This window comes from Azospirillum griseum (assembly GCF_003966125.1).
GTDB classification, from domain to species: domain Bacteria; phylum Pseudomonadota; class Alphaproteobacteria; order Azospirillales; family Azospirillaceae; genus Azospirillum; species Azospirillum griseum.
In genome coordinates this window covers 29589-45255 of record NZ_RXMA01000034.1, presented here as the reverse complement: position 1 = coordinate 45255, position 15667 = coordinate 29589, and the positions used below count along the sequence as shown (strand labels likewise).

The 15667-nt window shown below is 64.9% G+C and carries 16 protein-coding genes; all 16 read right to left on the bottom strand.

Annotated features, from left to right (window positions below):
- Window positions 1-153: 153 nt before the first annotated feature.
- Complete coding sequence (locus EJ903_RS23135; RefSeq protein WP_126619912.1) at window positions 154-831, bottom strand: class I SAM-dependent methyltransferase; 678 nt, start codon at window positions 829-831, stop codon at window positions 154-156.
- A gap of 15 nt (window positions 832-846) precedes the next feature.
- Window positions 847-1335, bottom strand: coding sequence for an NUDIX domain-containing protein (locus tag EJ903_RS23130; protein ID WP_126619910.1), 489 nt, complete (start codon window positions 1333-1335; stop codon window positions 847-849).
- Complete coding sequence (locus EJ903_RS23125) at window positions 1332-2216, bottom strand: NAD-dependent epimerase/dehydratase family protein (protein ID WP_126619908.1); 885 nt, start codon at window positions 2214-2216, stop codon at window positions 1332-1334. The genes EJ903_RS23130 and EJ903_RS23125 overlap by 4 nt, the downstream gene beginning before the upstream one ends.
- A 39-nt stretch (window positions 2217-2255) precedes the next feature.
- Entirely contained in the window at window positions 2256-3569 is a 1314-nt protein-coding gene (locus tag EJ903_RS23120; RefSeq protein WP_126619906.1) for a nucleotide sugar dehydrogenase, read from the bottom strand.
- 10 nt (window positions 3570-3579) lie between these two features.
- Entirely contained in the window at window positions 3580-4542 is a 963-nt protein-coding gene (locus EJ903_RS23115) for a Gfo/Idh/MocA family protein (protein WP_210211530.1), read from the bottom strand.
- Complete coding sequence (locus EJ903_RS23110) at window positions 4539-6089, bottom strand: PfkB family carbohydrate kinase (RefSeq protein ID WP_210211529.1); 1551 nt, start codon at window positions 6087-6089, stop codon at window positions 4539-4541. The genes EJ903_RS23115 and EJ903_RS23110 overlap by 4 nt, the downstream gene beginning before the upstream one ends.
- Window positions 6086-7084 (bottom strand): NAD-dependent epimerase/dehydratase family protein, encoded by a 999-nt coding sequence (locus EJ903_RS23105; RefSeq protein ID WP_210211528.1) that lies wholly within the window; start codon window positions 7082-7084, stop codon window positions 6086-6088. The genes EJ903_RS23110 and EJ903_RS23105 overlap by 4 nt, the downstream gene beginning before the upstream one ends.
- A gap of 2 nt (window positions 7085-7086) precedes the next feature.
- A complete protein-coding gene (locus tag EJ903_RS23100) occupies window positions 7087-8085 on the bottom strand; it encodes an NAD-dependent epimerase/dehydratase family protein (protein ID WP_126619902.1) in 999 nt (332 codons plus the stop codon).
- A gap of 35 nt (window positions 8086-8120) precedes the next feature.
- Entirely contained in the window at window positions 8121-8864 is a 744-nt protein-coding gene (locus EJ903_RS23095; RefSeq protein ID WP_126619899.1) for a transaldolase, read from the bottom strand.
- Window positions 8861-9415 (bottom strand): D-glycero-alpha-D-manno-heptose-1,7-bisphosphate 7-phosphatase, encoded by a 555-nt coding sequence (locus tag EJ903_RS23090; protein ID WP_126619897.1) that lies wholly within the window; start codon window positions 9413-9415, stop codon window positions 8861-8863. The genes EJ903_RS23095 and EJ903_RS23090 overlap by 4 nt, the downstream gene beginning before the upstream one ends.
- On the bottom strand, window positions 9412-10029 hold the full coding sequence (locus EJ903_RS23085; RefSeq protein WP_126619895.1) for an SIS domain-containing protein: 618 nt from the start codon (window positions 10027-10029) through the stop codon (window positions 9412-9414). Before EJ903_RS23085 ends, EJ903_RS23090 begins: the two co-directional genes overlap by 4 nt.
- A 181-nt stretch (window positions 10030-10210) precedes the next feature.
- Window positions 10211-10924: a PIG-L deacetylase family protein gene (locus tag EJ903_RS23080; protein ID WP_126619893.1), complete on the bottom strand. Its 714-nt coding sequence runs from the start codon at window positions 10922-10924 to the stop codon at window positions 10211-10213.
- On the bottom strand, window positions 10914-12023 hold the full coding sequence (locus tag EJ903_RS23075; protein ID WP_126619891.1) for a DegT/DnrJ/EryC1/StrS family aminotransferase: 1110 nt from the start codon (window positions 12021-12023) through the stop codon (window positions 10914-10916). The genes EJ903_RS23080 and EJ903_RS23075 overlap by 11 nt, the downstream gene beginning before the upstream one ends.
- 4 nt (window positions 12024-12027) lie before the next feature.
- Window positions 12028-13131 (bottom strand): DegT/DnrJ/EryC1/StrS family aminotransferase, encoded by a 1104-nt coding sequence (locus EJ903_RS23070; RefSeq protein WP_126619889.1) that lies wholly within the window; start codon window positions 13129-13131, stop codon window positions 12028-12030.
- 55 nt (window positions 13132-13186) lie between these two features.
- A complete protein-coding gene (locus tag EJ903_RS23065) occupies window positions 13187-14266 on the bottom strand; it encodes an alpha-ketoacid dehydrogenase subunit beta (RefSeq protein WP_158627992.1) in 1080 nt (359 codons plus the stop codon).
- Window positions 14267-14282: 16 nt separating this feature from the next.
- Window positions 14283-15263: a thiamine pyrophosphate-dependent dehydrogenase E1 component subunit alpha gene (locus EJ903_RS23060; RefSeq protein WP_210211527.1), complete on the bottom strand. Its 981-nt coding sequence runs from the start codon at window positions 15261-15263 to the stop codon at window positions 14283-14285.
- Window positions 15264-15667 lie beyond the last annotated feature (404 nt).

The window sequence follows — 15667 nt, the reverse complement described above, 5'->3', positions numbered from 1 at the left end:
AAACTCGCCATCACCGCCGTCATGCGGAAGCTCGTCACCATCGCCAACGCACTCCTGCGAAAAGGAACAAACTGGAAGCAGAAAACAGCTTGATCAAAACGGATACTCTCCACTTCTCCAGGGCAACTCCACGACGCTTACGTCCGTATGGCATCAGCGCCGGATAAACGCCGGATCGGCTTCCAGAATGGTCCAGTACCAGTCGCCAAAATAGCCGGCTTCCGACAACATCGCTTTCCATCCTTCAGGATCGAGATAAGTCCGGGCAGTCAGCATCCAATCTTCAAGGAGAAGACGTTCCGTCTCTGAGCGATAGGCATCAACCTGAACAAAGCCTCCACGCGGTGCCACCCTCTGCATCTCACGCAATGCCATCAGGCAGCCGTCGCGGTCAAGGTTGTGGATAGAGTTGATGGCGAGTGCCACGGTGAAACTGCCATCGGCAAATGGCAGCCGGTCGCAGCTTCCGCCCAGCAGACGCGTCCGAGCATCGGGATGGGCGTTCTCCAGCGCGTACGATGAGACATCCATCCCCCAAACCTCCAGTCCCGGCAGGGCATCGGCCAGGTCCTTGACCAGGAAGCCCTTGGCGCAGCCAATGTCGAGCACCCGGTCGCCCGGCTTCAACCCGAAATGGTTGATAATCCGGTGTGCCACCGCGACCCAACGCCCGTCGTAACGGTAGCCGCCATATCCCTGCTCGCGCGGGCCGTCGAAATACTCCCACCCGAACTTCATCGCCAGCCGTCGGTTCTCCTCCTTGTCAATGAGCCGGGCACCGACGTCACGGGCGATCCTGGGAATGCTGTTCAGCAGATTGACTTCGGCCATGGTGGTCGCCCCGGTTCAAACGGCGGGCCGCAGGCGGCCCTGGTTGATATGCATCCACAACCCGAACCCGTCGTAGGGTGTGACGGGCGACAATGACAGAACCTCGGCGGCGCTGAAGGCGCGCATCTCGCGCCCCTCCCCCAACCGAGCATGGGACAGCGCGTCGCCGCTCACCTGCACTTCGAAGAAGGTGCGGAAGATGCGACCGCAACCAGCAAACGACAGATCGAAATCGAAGCGGGAGAAATAGCGCACCGGCAGCAAGTCGGCGTCCAGCCCAGTTTCCTCCGCCAACTCGCGCACTAGGGCCTGCTCTGCCGTCTCGCCGGGATCGATGGCACCGCCGAAGCAACCCCAATGATCGGGAAAGAAGATTCCCGTAATGCAGTCACGCCGCTGCAACAGATAGCGTCCGTCCTCCAGCAGCAGCAGGGCACCGACCCCATCGCCGGGACGCAGGATCCGCGTCAGGTCGAGGTGGGGATGTCCGTCCCCGATGCTCATGCTCCGGCCATCATCTCGCGGTGGGCCTTCGCCAACCCCTCGTCCAGTGGAGTGAAGGCAAAACCGGGAAAGGCGCGCAGCAGGGCGGTGACGTCGAAATGACGATGGGTCACCGGGTTCTGGCGTGAGGTCCCGACGACCTCCACCGGCGTGTCAAACAGAGCCGCCACCTTGTCCGCCAGGTCGCGGTAGGACACCGACCGGCCGGTCGCCAGGTTCAATAGGCCGGCGCTGCGGTGACGCAGGACGCGCAGGATCAGGGCGACGGCATCGTCGACCAGGATATGGTCGCGCGTTTCCTCGCCCTCGCCGAACAGGGTGATGCGCCCGTCCTTGCGGGCCGCGCGGCGCAGCCGGTTGGGACCGTAGGAGTTGTGGGTGTCGGCGGCACCGTAGATCAGCGTCGGTCGCAGCACCGCCAGCGGAGCCCGGCACGAGGCCGCCATCATCAACTCGCGTGCCCGGTGCATCACGCCGTAAAGGTCGGTGCAGTCGGCCGGGCTTTCCTCGTTCACCAGACCGGCGGTCATCGGGTAGACGGCGTCGGAACTGAGATAGACCAGATGGGCCGGCGTTACCCGCTCCACCGCCTCGGCAACCGCGGCACCCATCCGCTGGTTGGCCAGGTAGGAAGCGATGCCGCGGCCCTTATCGGGAGTCAGCGCCGACAGGAAGACCAGCGAATCCTCCGGCTGTAGCCTCCCAGCCAAGGCAGATCCAGCTCCCTCGGCGGCAAGGTCGAGGTCGGCGCTGCCCAGAGCCAGCACGGGAATACCGACATTCTCCAGCGCGGCGACCAGGGTGCCGCCGACAAAGCCCCGCGCTCCCAAAACGACGACACGGGCGGGGTCGGCGGGATCGGCAAAATGGTGGGTTAGCATCGCAGCACTCGTCCGTCTGGTTCGTCGGAAGGGGATTCGTCAGGTTTCGTCGGCATCCGTCCCGCAGCCCAGCGTGACGTGGGTCAGGCCAACGGTGCGGCAAGCCGCAGAGTCGAGGATGCCGTAGGGATCAATCACCTCCCGACCGCGCAAGGCTGCGGCGATCTCCCGGGGATCGACCGCGCGGAAGGCGTCCCAGGGGGTCATCACCAGCAGGGCGTCGGCCCCCCGGCAGGCGTCGAGCGGATCGGCGGCACCGACGATGCGGGGATGGAAGGCCGGGTCCGCAGCCACCGCCGGATCGTAGGCCTGGACCACGAAGGGACCAAGCCCGCTCAACAGGGCCAGCGACGGCGAGTTCTTGGTGGAGTGGGTGTCCTGCTTGTAGGCCAGCCCCCACACCGCGAACACCGGGTCGGCGACCCGCGCCACTACCCGCTCCTGCACGGTGCGCAGCGCCCAGTCGCGGCGGTGGCGGCTGTTGGCGATCCAGCTGCGGACCATGCCGGCGTCGCTGCCGTGCTCGTCGGCGAGCCGACAGACGGTGGCGAGATCGCGCTCCAGGTTGCCGCCGGCGATGCCAAGACCGGGCTGGAGATAGGCGTAAGGGCCGATGCGGCGGTCGAGCTTGAGGGAGGGAGCGATCTCCGACCAGTCGGCACCGATCCGCTCGCACAGTTCGGCCAGCGTGTTGGCAGTGCTGATCATGGCGACCAGACACATGTTGATCGAAATCTTGGCCAGCTCGGCGCTCTCGTAGCGCATCGGCAGGATCGGGCAGCCGAAGGCACCGAGGAAGGTGGCGAAGGCGGCGGGCAGCGGCCGGGCCGGATCGGCGGTGCCGACGATGAAGCGTTCGGGGTGGAGCGCGCGCTCCACCGCACGGCCGAAGATCAGCGTCTCGACCTGATAGATCAGGCTGCCGTCGACGCGGCCCAGTTCCGCCCCAAGCGCGCGGGTGAAGCCGGGCGGCACTTGGCAAAGCACGACAAGCGTGGCATCCGGGCGCAGGGTCGGCACCACCGTGGCGATCAACCCGCGTACCGGCGTCAGGTCGCTGCCGCCGACATCGTCGGTCGGGACGTCGCAGGCGATGTAGACGACATCGCACCGCCCCAGTTCCGCCGCGTCGGCGGTGAAGCGCAGCCGCTCGCCGTGTTCGGCGAACAGCTCCGGCAGTCCGGGTTCCAGCACCGGCAGTTCGGCCCGGGCCAGGGCGGCGACGCGCGCCGGATCCAGATCGAAGCCGACAGTCGTAAACCCGCGCGCGGCGGCGGCGGCGGCGGAATTGACGCCGAGATGAGTCATTCCGGCAAAGCCGATGACCAGGACGCCCGTGGCAGGGGCGGTCATGCGGAAGACTTCATGGGGGAGATTTCTCCAGGGCCATGGCTGCCAACGCGTTGAGCCGGTCGTTGAGCCACAGGTCGTTGTCGATGTTGCCGCCCCCTCCGGCCTGCGGTGCCGCGGCGCAGAGCGCCTTGAAGTGAGCGTACTCCTCCTCCCAGGTCGGGTCGGGCTGGACCAGGACCGTCGCCTCCTCATCGGGGCGACCGCTCGGCAGCTTGCGTCGGCGATGGGTGAAGGTGCTGGGCCCCCACTTGCACAGCGACTCGATGTGGGCCGAGCCGTTCTCCGCGAAGATGTCGCAGGTGAAGTGATTGCGCCACGACAGCAGGGTCATTTCCAGCTCGATCTCCGGCATCGCCCCGGCCGGGGCACCGACCACCACATGATCGAAGGCCCGGTTCTCGAAGCGGTTGCAGGAGACGACGCGCAACGGGGTGTCCGGTCGACCGAACCAGAACAGCACGGTGTCGAGCAGATGTGATCCCAAGTCGGGCAACACGCCGGGATCGCGGTCACGCCAGGCCGAATTGCGCACGTCACGCGCCGTGCCGTTGCCGTAGAACATCCTGCAGCGGTAGATACGGCCGAGAGACCCGCTGTCGAGCAGCCGTTTCATTCGGATGAAATACGGCTCGAACCGGTGATTGTAGGCGGTATAGCAGACGGCGGCATTGGTTCGGGCGAGTTCGGCAAGCTGGAGCAGCGCCTGCGGCCCTCCCTCGTCGATCAGGGGCTTTTCCACCAGCACATGCTTGCCATGACCCAACAGATGACTCAGCACCTCCATCTTCACCCCGTCCGGAGTGCAGACCAGGGCCGCGTCGTAGGAGTCGAGGGGCACTGCGCGGATGTCGCGGAAGGAGGCCTCAGCGCGAAACGGATCAACGGAGGCAACCGCATCCGATCCTGCCACGCGCAGCCGCTTGGCTCCCTGGATGCCGAGCCCGACGACGACGACCCGCATGCCGTCGCTCATCGGTACTGGATCTCGCGCTCGACCGCGTCGATCTTGCGCGACACCGCCTGCGGCGTGACCGGGATGTTGCCGTCCAGCTCGCACTCCACGCTGGCGGCGAAGGCACCGAGGATGCTGGCAATCGCCTCATTGTCGGTGACCATCAGGGCAAGGGTCGCGTAGGCCAGCAGGGCGTCGCCGGCACCGACCGGATCGACAGCGGTGTCGGCGAAGCTTTCCAGAGTGAAGAAGTTACGGGTCTCCGGGCTGGCGTTGCGGAAGGTGATCATCCCGCGGTCGCCCATCTTCAGCATCAGCGTCTTGCAGTTGGCGCGGGCATAGAGTTCGCTGCCCAGCGGGCGGATCGTCGAGTCCTGGTCGCCGAGCGCGAAGCGGGCCTCCCGCTCGTTCGGCGTGATCAGGTCGAAGCCCTGGAATTCCAGGATGTTGCCCCAGCGGCTGGCGACTTGGCTGTCGGCCACCCGGAAACACCGGGACGGGATCGCCGCCGTCAGCTCCGGAATGGTGGTGCGGTTGAAAATGCCGTGGCGGAAATCGCTGAAGATCACCGCGTCGGTCGGCGTGTCGCGCAAGTTGGCGGTCAGTTCGCGCAGGATCCGCTCCGAAATCGACCGGTTGTCCAGCGTGTCGATCTTCAGAAGCCGGTAACCGCCGACCACGATGGCGTTCTTGTTGGTGGTCGGTCGGGTCGGATCAATGATCGGCAGGCAGTGGATGCCCTGCTCCTCCAGATCCTTCAGCACATGGTCGCGCAGCGCATCGTCGCCCATCACGGTGGAAAAGGTGACGTCGGCACCGGCCGCCCGCAGGTGCTTGGCCACGATGGCGGCACCGCCGGTATAGTCCTGCCGCTCCTCGTAGCGCACGCTCATGGTCGGCGTCTTGGTCATGCCGCCGATCATGCTGCACTGGGTGTAGCTGTCGACGATGGTGTCGCCGACCACGTGGACCTTACGCCCCTCCAGCCGGGCGAGCGCGTCGCGCAGATCGGAGAAGCCGATCCCCTCGCCCTCCATCAGCATCAGCAACTTCTCGCAACCGATGGCCGGCGGCGCCAGTTCGATCAACTGGGTAGAGGAATAGACGATGTCTCCCGGCGTGAAGAGCACCTCGCCGCCGTAGCTCTCCAGCGCCGCCACCTCGTCGGCGGTCTTGGGGTTCAGACCGGCCTTCACATACTCGTAGCCCTTGGCGAAATAGTCGGGCTGAATGGTTCTGATGTTGGCGATCGGCGTCGCCTCCTGATCAATCACCACGTAATCGACCATCTCGAAGGCGGCCAGATTTATGGCGCGCAGTTCCTCCGGCACGTAAGGGCGGGTGTTGCCCTTGGTGATGTGCTTGTCGGCGGTGATGCTGACCACCAGCACGTCGCCTTTCGACTTGGCGTAGATCAGGTGGCGTAGATGTCCGGGATGCACGATGTCAAAGACGCCGTGGCACATGATCACCTTGCGCTCGCGCGGGCGCGGGCCGATCAGCTCGCGCACCTCGGTCGGGGTCTTGACCTTGTGCCGGAAGGCAAAATTGGTGTGCTCCTGCATCATGGCTGCCCCCGATCAAGCATCTCGAACCATGTCCTGGTCGCCGTGGCGATGGAGGACGGCTCCCACAGCGGTGCCTCGCGCCAATAGTCGATGTTGGCCAGCACCCGACCAACCCCCTCCTCGAAGGAGACGACAGGACGCCAGTCCAACTCGGTGGTGATCTTGCCGATGTCGGCGAAGGTACAGTCCGGCTCGCCTGGCCGCTTGGGGATGTGCACGGTCTCGCCACCGATCAGGTCGACCAGTCGGTTCACCGGCTGCGGATTGCCCGCCCCAACGTTCCAGGTCTCGCCAGTCCTCGCGGTGTCGGCTGCGGCGTAGAAGGCTGCCGCCACGTCGGTGACGTAGAGGAAGTCCCGGCGCTGTGTCCCGTCCCCAACCACGGTCAACGGCTTGCCAGCCAGCTTCTGGCGCAGGAAGACCCCGAACACGGCACCATAGGCTCCCGAGGTGCGCGAGCGGGTGCCATAGGCGTTGAAGATGCGGATGGTGTTGACCGGCAGCCCATAGACCCGATGCCAGTGGAAGCAGGCCTGCTCACCCATATACTTGCTGAGGGCGTAGGGGTATTGCGGATCGATCGGATGGTCCTCTCGGGTTGGCGTCACCGCCAGCCCGTAGCAGGAAGAGGAGGCCGCATAGACCAGCTTGCGCACCCCCGCCGCCCGAGCCGCCTCGAGCACCGCCACCGTGCCCTGCACGTTGACCGACATGTATTCCGCCGGCCGTTCGATCGACGGCACGATGTCGCCGATGCCGGCGAAGTGGAAGACGAAGCGCGCGCCGTCGAACAGGGAATCACCGGGCTCCAGGCTGCGGATGTCACGCTCGGCCACCGTCACGTCGGGGTTGGCTGCATGCTGCGCGAGATTGGCGACCCGACCGCCGGTCATGTTGTCGACCACGTGGACGCGGAACCCGCGCTCCACCAGCAGGTCCACTGCATGGCTGCCGATGAAGCCAGCTCCACCGGTGACGACCGCGAGGGGTTTCATATTCATGCCGCCTGCTTGCTCTTCAGCGTCCTGACGTTGAAATAGCGCTCGTCGGTCATGCTGTTCGGCAACCGCCCTTCGCGGAAGGCTCGGCAGAGGTCGCGCACCGCGTCTTCAATCCCGTGCTTGGGCTTGAAGCCGAGCACGCGGGTGATCTTGTCCGAATTGATGTGATAGGAGCGGATGTCGTCGGTCGGAGTGGTGACGATCTCGATCTCGCCGCGATCCGGGAACTCCTGGCGCACCACGTCGTGGACGATGTGGGCGATGTCCATGATGGACTTGTTCTCGAACCCGCAATTGAAGGTCTGCCCGGCGATTTTCTCGACCGGCAGCTCCAGCAGAAGTTGATAGAGGTCGCACATGTCCTGGACATGCAGGTTCGGACGCAACTGGCTGCCGCCGAACACCGTGATCTTGCCGCTGTTGACCGCGTGGTTGGTCAGGATGTTGACCGACAGGTCGAGCCGGGTGCGCGGGGCGTAGCCGCACAGGGTGGCCGGACGGATGGTCACACAGGTGAAATCGTCCGACTGGTGCTTGAACAGCAGCGGCTCGCACATGCCTTTGTACTTGTTGTACAGGGTCAGTGGAACCAACGGATGGTCTTCGGTGACGTCGGGAGCGTCGGAGACGCCATAGACCGAGCTGGAGGAGGCGTAGATAAAACGCCTGACGCCGCGCTCTTTGGCGACGACCACCATCGGTTCGAAGCTGTCGTAGTTGATCGAGGTGCTGAGCCCCTCGTCCAACTCGAAACTGGGGTCGTTGGAAATGCAGGCGAGGTTGATCACGGTGTCCACGCCCCACAGCGCCTCGCGCAGCGCTGCGGTGTCACGGATGTCCCCCTCGATCACGCGCAGCCGGGGATGCGGGGCATGAGTGCAGCCGAAATACATGGTGTCGTAGACGGTGACGCTGTATCCGGCGGCCAGGAGCTGCGGGGCGAGCAGACTGCCGACATAGCCGGCCCCTCCGGTGATCAGAACGTTGCGGTTCATCGACGTGCTTCTCTCTTACGGGGTGGGTCAGAGGGTCAGACGGCCCCGACCGCTTCGGCGACCGGGATGTCGTAACCCGCAGCGGTCGCGTCGCGGTGGAACATCTCGACCGTTTCCAGCGAATACTGGTCATGGTCCTTGCCGAGCAAGGGCAATTTGCCCAGCAGGTCATTGGTCATGGTGATGATGTGACAACCGACCGCATCGGCCTGGATCAGGTTCAGCAATTCCCGTGGGCTTGCCCACAGCAGCTCCAGTTCTGGCCGGTCCGTCAGGTCGGCGACGCAGCCCGACATGACCGTGACCGGGTCGACTCCGGTGTCGGCGATCCGACCGGCAAAGACACTGATCACGGCGGGCGTTCCGGGTGCCAGGGCCTCGGCGACCGCGCGCACCTGGGCAGCGGTCATCAGGGCGGTAACGTTCAGCTTGATCCCGTCGCGCGACAGGCGGGTCAAGATGGGGCCGGTAAAGACCCCCTTGGTGTTGGTGACGGGGACCTTGACGTAGACGTTAGTCCCCCAGGACGCGATCGCGCGCGCCTGGGCCTCCATGGTCGGCAGGTCGTCGGCGAAGACTTCGAACGAAACCGGCCGGTCGGCGATCGCCTCCAGCACCTGAAGGGCGAACCCCTTGTAGTCGGTGACGCCCGCCTTGCGCATCAGGGTGGGATTGGTGGTGAAACCCTGAATCCAGGGCTTCGCGGCCATTGCCAACATCCCTCCGAGGTCCGCCCCGTCCGCGAAGATCTTGATGGAGAGGTCGTTCAGCGCGGTCATTGCGGCACCTGCGTCAGGGTGGTGGGTTGGGAAATCCGGTCGAGGATCACGTCGACCGCAGCCGGCAGCCCGTCGCACACGGCGTCTGGAGCGGCGCGCAGGGATTCAGCATAGCCCCGGTCGATGAAGATCGTGAAGCATCCGGCGGCCTTACCGCAGTCGACGTCGCGCCAGCGGTCGCCGACCATAGCGCTGCGCGACAGGTCGATCCCGAGGTCGCGCGCGGCATCCCGCAGCATGCCCGGCTGCGGCTTATAGCGGTCCGATGTCTCGTCGCAGCACATCTCAATGCCGTCGAGCGGCAGTTCAGCCCGCAGGCGATCATGCATCGCCTCCACCACCTTGCCATCCTGCGTCCCGCGCACGATGTCGGGCTGGTTGGTGACGACGACCAACCGGTAGCCGGCCCCCTTCAGGCGGGTGAGCGCGTCAGCGACCCCCGGCAGGAGTTCGAAGGAATCGAGATCGGGAGGAGGATAGGGTTTGCCGTTCCGCACGATCGCGCGGTTGATCACCCCGTCCCGGTCGAGGAAGACGGCGGCATGGCTCATGGAGCGGCCTTCTGCCCGGCGACCGCCCCCTCCCACTTCGTGCCGTAGGCCTGAAGGGCGGGATGAGAAACCAGGCAATGCCAGACCACCGCCTGGAAGGCTTCCGACAGGGGGGTGACGTGAGCCGGATTGACCTCCGGCACAACGATCACGTGATCCCCCGTTCTGGCGGTATGGCCGGTCGCGCGTCCGACGATCCCGAAGACCGTCATGCCGCGGCGCTTGGCCTCGTCGACGGCCCGGACGATGTTGACGCTGATCCCACGTTCGGCATCGCCGCCGCCGACCGATAGCACGAACAGCCCGTCGCGCTCGTTGCCGCGGCTGACCGCCAGCCACTCGGAGAACACCGTCTCCCACCCCTCGTCATTGGTGCGGGCGGTCAGTTCGGACACGTTGTCGGTTGGAGCGGATGCGTCGATCCGACACAACTTGCGGAAATCGTTGACGGCATGAGAACAGTTACCCGCACTGCCGCCGACGCCGACCAGAAACAGACGCCCGCCACGCTCGCGCAGGTCAACAAGAGCGGACACCATCCGTTCAATACGGTCCTGATCGATCCGCTCAGCAATCTGCCGAACCTCCTGAAAGAACTGACTGGCGTGCGGCATTGCGTCCTATACCCCCTCTGAGCCTGTCTCTGCCGTCGTCCGAATAAGCCCGGCAGTCGAAGGACTGATCCACAGCTCTTTCAGACCGGACGCGCACGCAACCGGCTTCCACTGAAAAACATATTCCACAACCAAATCGGAACTTCGCTGAAACCTTAGTCGGGTCATAGCGAACAAATCCTTAATTTGCCACAACCTTATCCGCTGGATTGTCTATCACTAACACTTCCCGCAGAAGGACGAACGCCTCCGCCGCAGCCAGACCGATCGAAGCGCCACGGCTGCGGGCGAGCGCTTCGACCGCCTTGCGCGAACGGGCATGCGGCCAGGGTCGGGTTACTGGACCGTATACATCGAGAGCCGCCAACTTGCGGTCAAGATGGTCGGCAATGTCGACAAAACAGGTCGGACGGTACGGCTCGCCGAAGCCAGGCGGTGCCCAATCGGTGCTGGACGGAATTTCGTAGGCTAGCAGTCGGCGGACTGGCGTGCCTGGCACCGGTCGTAGAGCGGTGGCGACGGCGCGGAAAGCAGTCTGGTGGTCGATGTTCAGATTGCCGCCGTGACTGACATAGACTTCAGCGGGTCGAAGCTCCGTCACCGTGCGCTCCACCACTCCGACCACGTCGAGAAGCGGAAGCGTATCGCTACGGTTCTCCGGAAAGTCGGCGTAACGGGGTGGCTCCGATCCCAGAAGCGCGGCCACCCGCAGTCCGGCGGCACGGATGGCAGTGTTGCCGCCGATTCCGCCGCCGAACAGGACCAGCACCTCCACGCGGCGGTTGGCGGCAGTCAGCCGGGCGATGGTGCCACCGCAACCCAGCACCTCGTCCATGCCGTGGGGAGCCACGACCAGAACGGGACCGCCGACCACCGTCTCCGTTTCAGACGCCATAGAAGCGGTTCACCGTCTCAGCCACATAGGCGATCTGCTCCTCGCTCAGGTGCTGATGGTGGGGCAGAGCGAGCACTCGGTCGCAATGGGCTTCTGCAACCGGGAAGTCGCCGGCCTTGTAACCCAGCTTCTCGGCCGCCTTGTGCAGGTGGAGAGCGCGACCGTAATAGACGAGGCTCTCGATCCCGTGGGCAGCCAGATGCTGCTTCAACCCGTCGCGGTTCTCGGCCTGGACCAGGAACATGACGTGGGCGTTCTGCTCGTGGGGTTTGTCCTCGAAGATGCGGACCGGGCCGGACTTGATCAGGCTGCGGTAGAGTTCGACGTTGCGCCGCCGCCGTGCCAGAACCCCATCTAACCGCTCCAGCCGGAACTTCAGGACCTCGGCGTTCAGTGAGTCAAGCCGGGAATTGACGCCATAGAGCACACAATTATCGCGGTCCTGCAGGCCGTGCGTCCGGTAGAGCCGCGCCTTGCGGGCAATCTCGTCGTCGTCGGTCATCAGGAAGCCGCCATCGCCGAGCGCGTTGAGATTCTTCAACGGGTGCGCCGAGAAGGCACCGGCCGCACCAAAAGTGCCACCGTGCCGACCTTTGTAGCGCGCGCCCATGGTTTGGGCGGCGTCCTCGATTACGATCAGGTTGTGCCGCCGGGCGATGTCGAGAATGGCGTCCATGTCAGCGATGCGACCACTCCAGTGGACCGGCATGATCGCCTTGGTGCGCGGGGTGATCCGTCGTTCGATCTGTTCGGGGGCAATGTTCATGTCGTCGCCGATGTCGGCATAGACCGGCGTGGCACCGACATGGACGATCGAGCCGGTGGTCGCGACGAACGAAACTGGCGTGGTGATGACCTCGTCCCCCCGACCGATGCCCAGCGTCCACAGCGCGATCATCAGCGCGTCGGTACCGGAGTTCAGCCCGATGCAGTGCTTGGCCCCGGCATAGGCGGCGGCCTGCCGCTCGAACTCGTCGACCTCCTGTGTCAGCACAAAATGGCCAAGCGACAGCACCCGCTCCACGCAGGCGAGAAGTTCGGTCTTCTCCTCCTCGAAACGCTGGCGCAGGTCGATGAACGGGACTTTGACTTCGGTCATGGGATCAGGCCTGCCGGTAGAAGTTTCGGACGGTGGAGATGACGTGGTCCAGCTCGGCGCGCGACAGGTGCTGGTCCACCGGGAAAGTGATGACCTCGCGGGCGTGGCGGTCGGTTACCGGGAAGTCGCCGTCGCGATGGCCCAGGAACTCCAGCGCCTTCTGTCGATAGACCGGGATCGGATAGTGGACCTTGGCCTCGACCCCGTTGGCGACGCAATGGGCCAGCAGTTCGTCCCGCCGCTCGGCGAACAGGATGTAGAGAAGGTAGACGTTGCGGGTCCGCAGGTTGCGCGGTGGAATCCGTACGCCGGAAAGGTCAGCGAAGCCGACATCATAGTACCGGGCCGCCTCACCCCGCTTGTGCGCGATGTCGGGAAGCTGGCGGACGATCCATTTGCCAACCACCGCCTGCACCGAATCGAGGCGGGAGTTGTAGCCCAGGATCTCCATCTCATCCCGGTTCTTCAGGCCATGATTGCGCAGCAGGCGCAGGCGTCGATTCATTTCGTCGTCGTTGGTGACGACGATGCCAGCGTCGCCCCAGACGTTGATGATCTTCAGCGGATGCATGGAAAAACCGGCGGCGACGCCGAAGGTGCCGACCCGCTTGCCGTCGATCTCGCCCAGCAGGCTCTGACAGCCGTCTTCGACCACGGGCAGTCCGTGGCGCTCCGCGATCGCCATCAGGCGCGGCATGTCCAGCACGTCGCCGGTCAGATGAACCGGCATGATCGCCCTGGTGCGCGGGGTGATCGCCGCTTCAATCTGATCCAGATCCATGCCGAAGCTGTCATCGCAATCGACGAAGACCGGTTTGGCCCCAATCTCGGCGATGGCACCGACCGTCGCCCAGAAGGTGTTGGCGCATGTGATCACCTCGTCACCCGGCCCGAGGCCCAGCGCCTTCAGCGGCAGTTTCAGTGCATCGGTGCCCGAGCCGACCCCGATGGCATGGCGCACCCCGACCGCCTCGGCAAACATCGCCTCGAACTCGGCGACCGGCTTGCCGAGCGTGAAGTCGCCCGAGCGGACCAGCTCCCGCAGTTCGGCAAAGATCTCCTCAGGGTCGGCGAACTGCTGGGCGAGGGGCGAGTAACGGACATGCATGAGGGCGAGGCTTTCGGTTGGAGCGTTCCAGCGGTGCGGGTACAAAGCCGACAGGTCAGAACGGACCCTTGAAGAAGGGGTCGGGAACGTCAGCTGGCAGGCTGCCGCGGGCGACAGCGATGGCGCAGGTAGCCTCCTCGATCCGCTCCGCCGACAGGCCGGTCATCGCCCCCACCTCGCGGACGATGCGTTCGGCATTCGGGTAGACGCCCGGCAGCAAAGCGCGAGAACTTGGCACCGGATGCTCGGGAAGGCCGAGGCGGACGGGAGCCGCCCGAAGCGCGGCAAAGCGCTTGGAGGCTACCTCCGCCACCACTTCGCCGCCGACACCGTAACGCCACCAGCCGGTATCGACCGTCATCAGCCGACCGGTGCGCTCCACTGAAGCGAAGATAGCCGCAGGGTTGAGCGGACGCAGGACCCGCAGATCCACCACTGCGGCGGAGCAGCCGACCGCCGCGAGCGCATCGGCGGCGCGCACGGCCTCAAGCGTCATGTAGGAGGCGGCGACAATGGTGACGTCACTGCCATCACGGACCAGTTGCGGCCCGTCCAGCGGCTCCGCATAATAACCTTCTGGGACGCTTCCGGTTGCATAGTGGCACCAGCGGTGCTCGATCACCACGACCGGGTTGTCGTCGGCGATGGCACCGGCGATCAGGCCCTTAGCGTCACGCGGAAAGGCCGGCATCACCACCTTCAGCCCGGGGAAGTGGGAGAACACCGCCTCCAGACTCTGGGAATGCTCCGGCCCCTGCCCCCAGCCGCGGCCGATGACCATACGGACGACCAACGGCACCTTGTGGCGCCCATTGCTGATGTAGCGGCTCTTGGCGGCGTTGTTGACCAACTGTTCCATGGCGAGCAGCGCGAACTCGACCCGCTGGAAGCTGATCACCGGCCGCTTGCCGACCAGAGCGGCCCCAACGGCGACGCCGGTCAGCGCGTTCTCAGCGATCGGCATCTCGATGACTCTCTGTGCGCCGCAATGCTCGGCGAGCCCCTTGGTCGTGCCGTAGATTGAAGAGGGATCGGCCACCCCCTCGGCCAGGAAGATGACGGAGGGATCGCGCAGGCCCGATTCGATCAGGGCTTCCCGCACCGCTTCGGCGTAGCTGATGGTCCGCTCGCTCATGCGCCGGGCCTCCTTCTCATGCGTAGACGTGGAGGGCGGCGGTCGCCGGATCGGGCAACGGCGCGGCGCGGGCGGCATCGAAGGCCGCTTCGATCCGGGCGGTCAGATCGGCGATCATCGACTGTTCCGCTTCCGCAGACAGCAGACCACGGTCAAACAGGCGCGCACGGGATCGCTCCAGCGGGCATTTCTCCCGCCAGGCCAGATATTCGGCTTCGGTCCGATAGCCCAGGTGATTGTCAAAGTTGGGACCGCAATGTTCGCGCCAGCGGTAGGTGTCGAGCACCAAAAGGGTCGGTCCGGTTCCGGCGCGGGCGCGCTCCACCGCCCGTCCGGCGGCAGCCAACACGGCTTCCGCATCGTTGCCGTCAACGGTCTCGGCCGACAGGCCATGGCCATGGGCGACGTCGGCGAGCGGTCGCGCCGGCTGGCGCTCCTTCAGGGGGGTATAGACGGAATAGAGGTTGTTCTCGCAGACAAAAAGAACCGGCAGCGAACGCAGGACGGCGAAGTTGGCGCTTTCGTGGAAGACGCCCTCTTCCAGAGTCGCATCGCCAAAGAAGGCGACGCTGACCCGACGGTTGCCGTCCAGGCTGTCGGACAGGGCAGTACCAGTGGCGAGCGGGATCGAACCGCCAACGATTGGCACGCTGGCGATCAAGCCACGCTCAGGAGCCTGAAGGTGCATAGAACCACCACGACCGCCAATGCAGCCGGTCGTCTTGCCGTGCATCTCAGCGATCATCGCGTCGAGGTCGCCATTCATGGCGAGGTAATGGGCATGGGAGCGGTGAGTGCTGAAGACACGGTCACCCTCAGACAGGGCATGGCAGACGCCCACCGCAGCAGCCTCCTGCCCGATGGACAGGTGGACGGGGCAGCGCATTTCCTGCTCGGCATAACGTGCTGCGATGGCTTCCTCTACCAAGCGCACATAAAGCATGCTGTGGTGAAGCGCGAGCCTTACGTTTGCAAAGCGATCCAGTGTTTCCGTCACGCGTTCACTCCCCGTACCTGCCAACGAACGGTTGTAATGGCTGGTTGGATCAGCTGTCTACAATCCATCATCCGACGTTCGCTTTTATTACTTTCCAGGTTAAAAGGCTATGAATTCCCTGGAACACCTGGGAGCGAGCCATCCGATGGTCCGCGGCGGGGCGGTGGTCGCGACGACGGTGGAAAAGGCTGGCAATTGGATCGTGGATGGAGAGAAAGCGCTGGACTTGGGCAGGGTCCTTGAAGCGCTTTCGCTGGCACCGTCAACTCCAGCAACCGCCCAATCAGCACGTTGACGGTACCGACCGTTGCCGGTGACAAGGGGCCACAGTACCCCCCACCGTCGAAACGGAAAAACCTGACTCGACGAAACGACGGGCCGCCATGTCCCATGGCGGCGCGCGC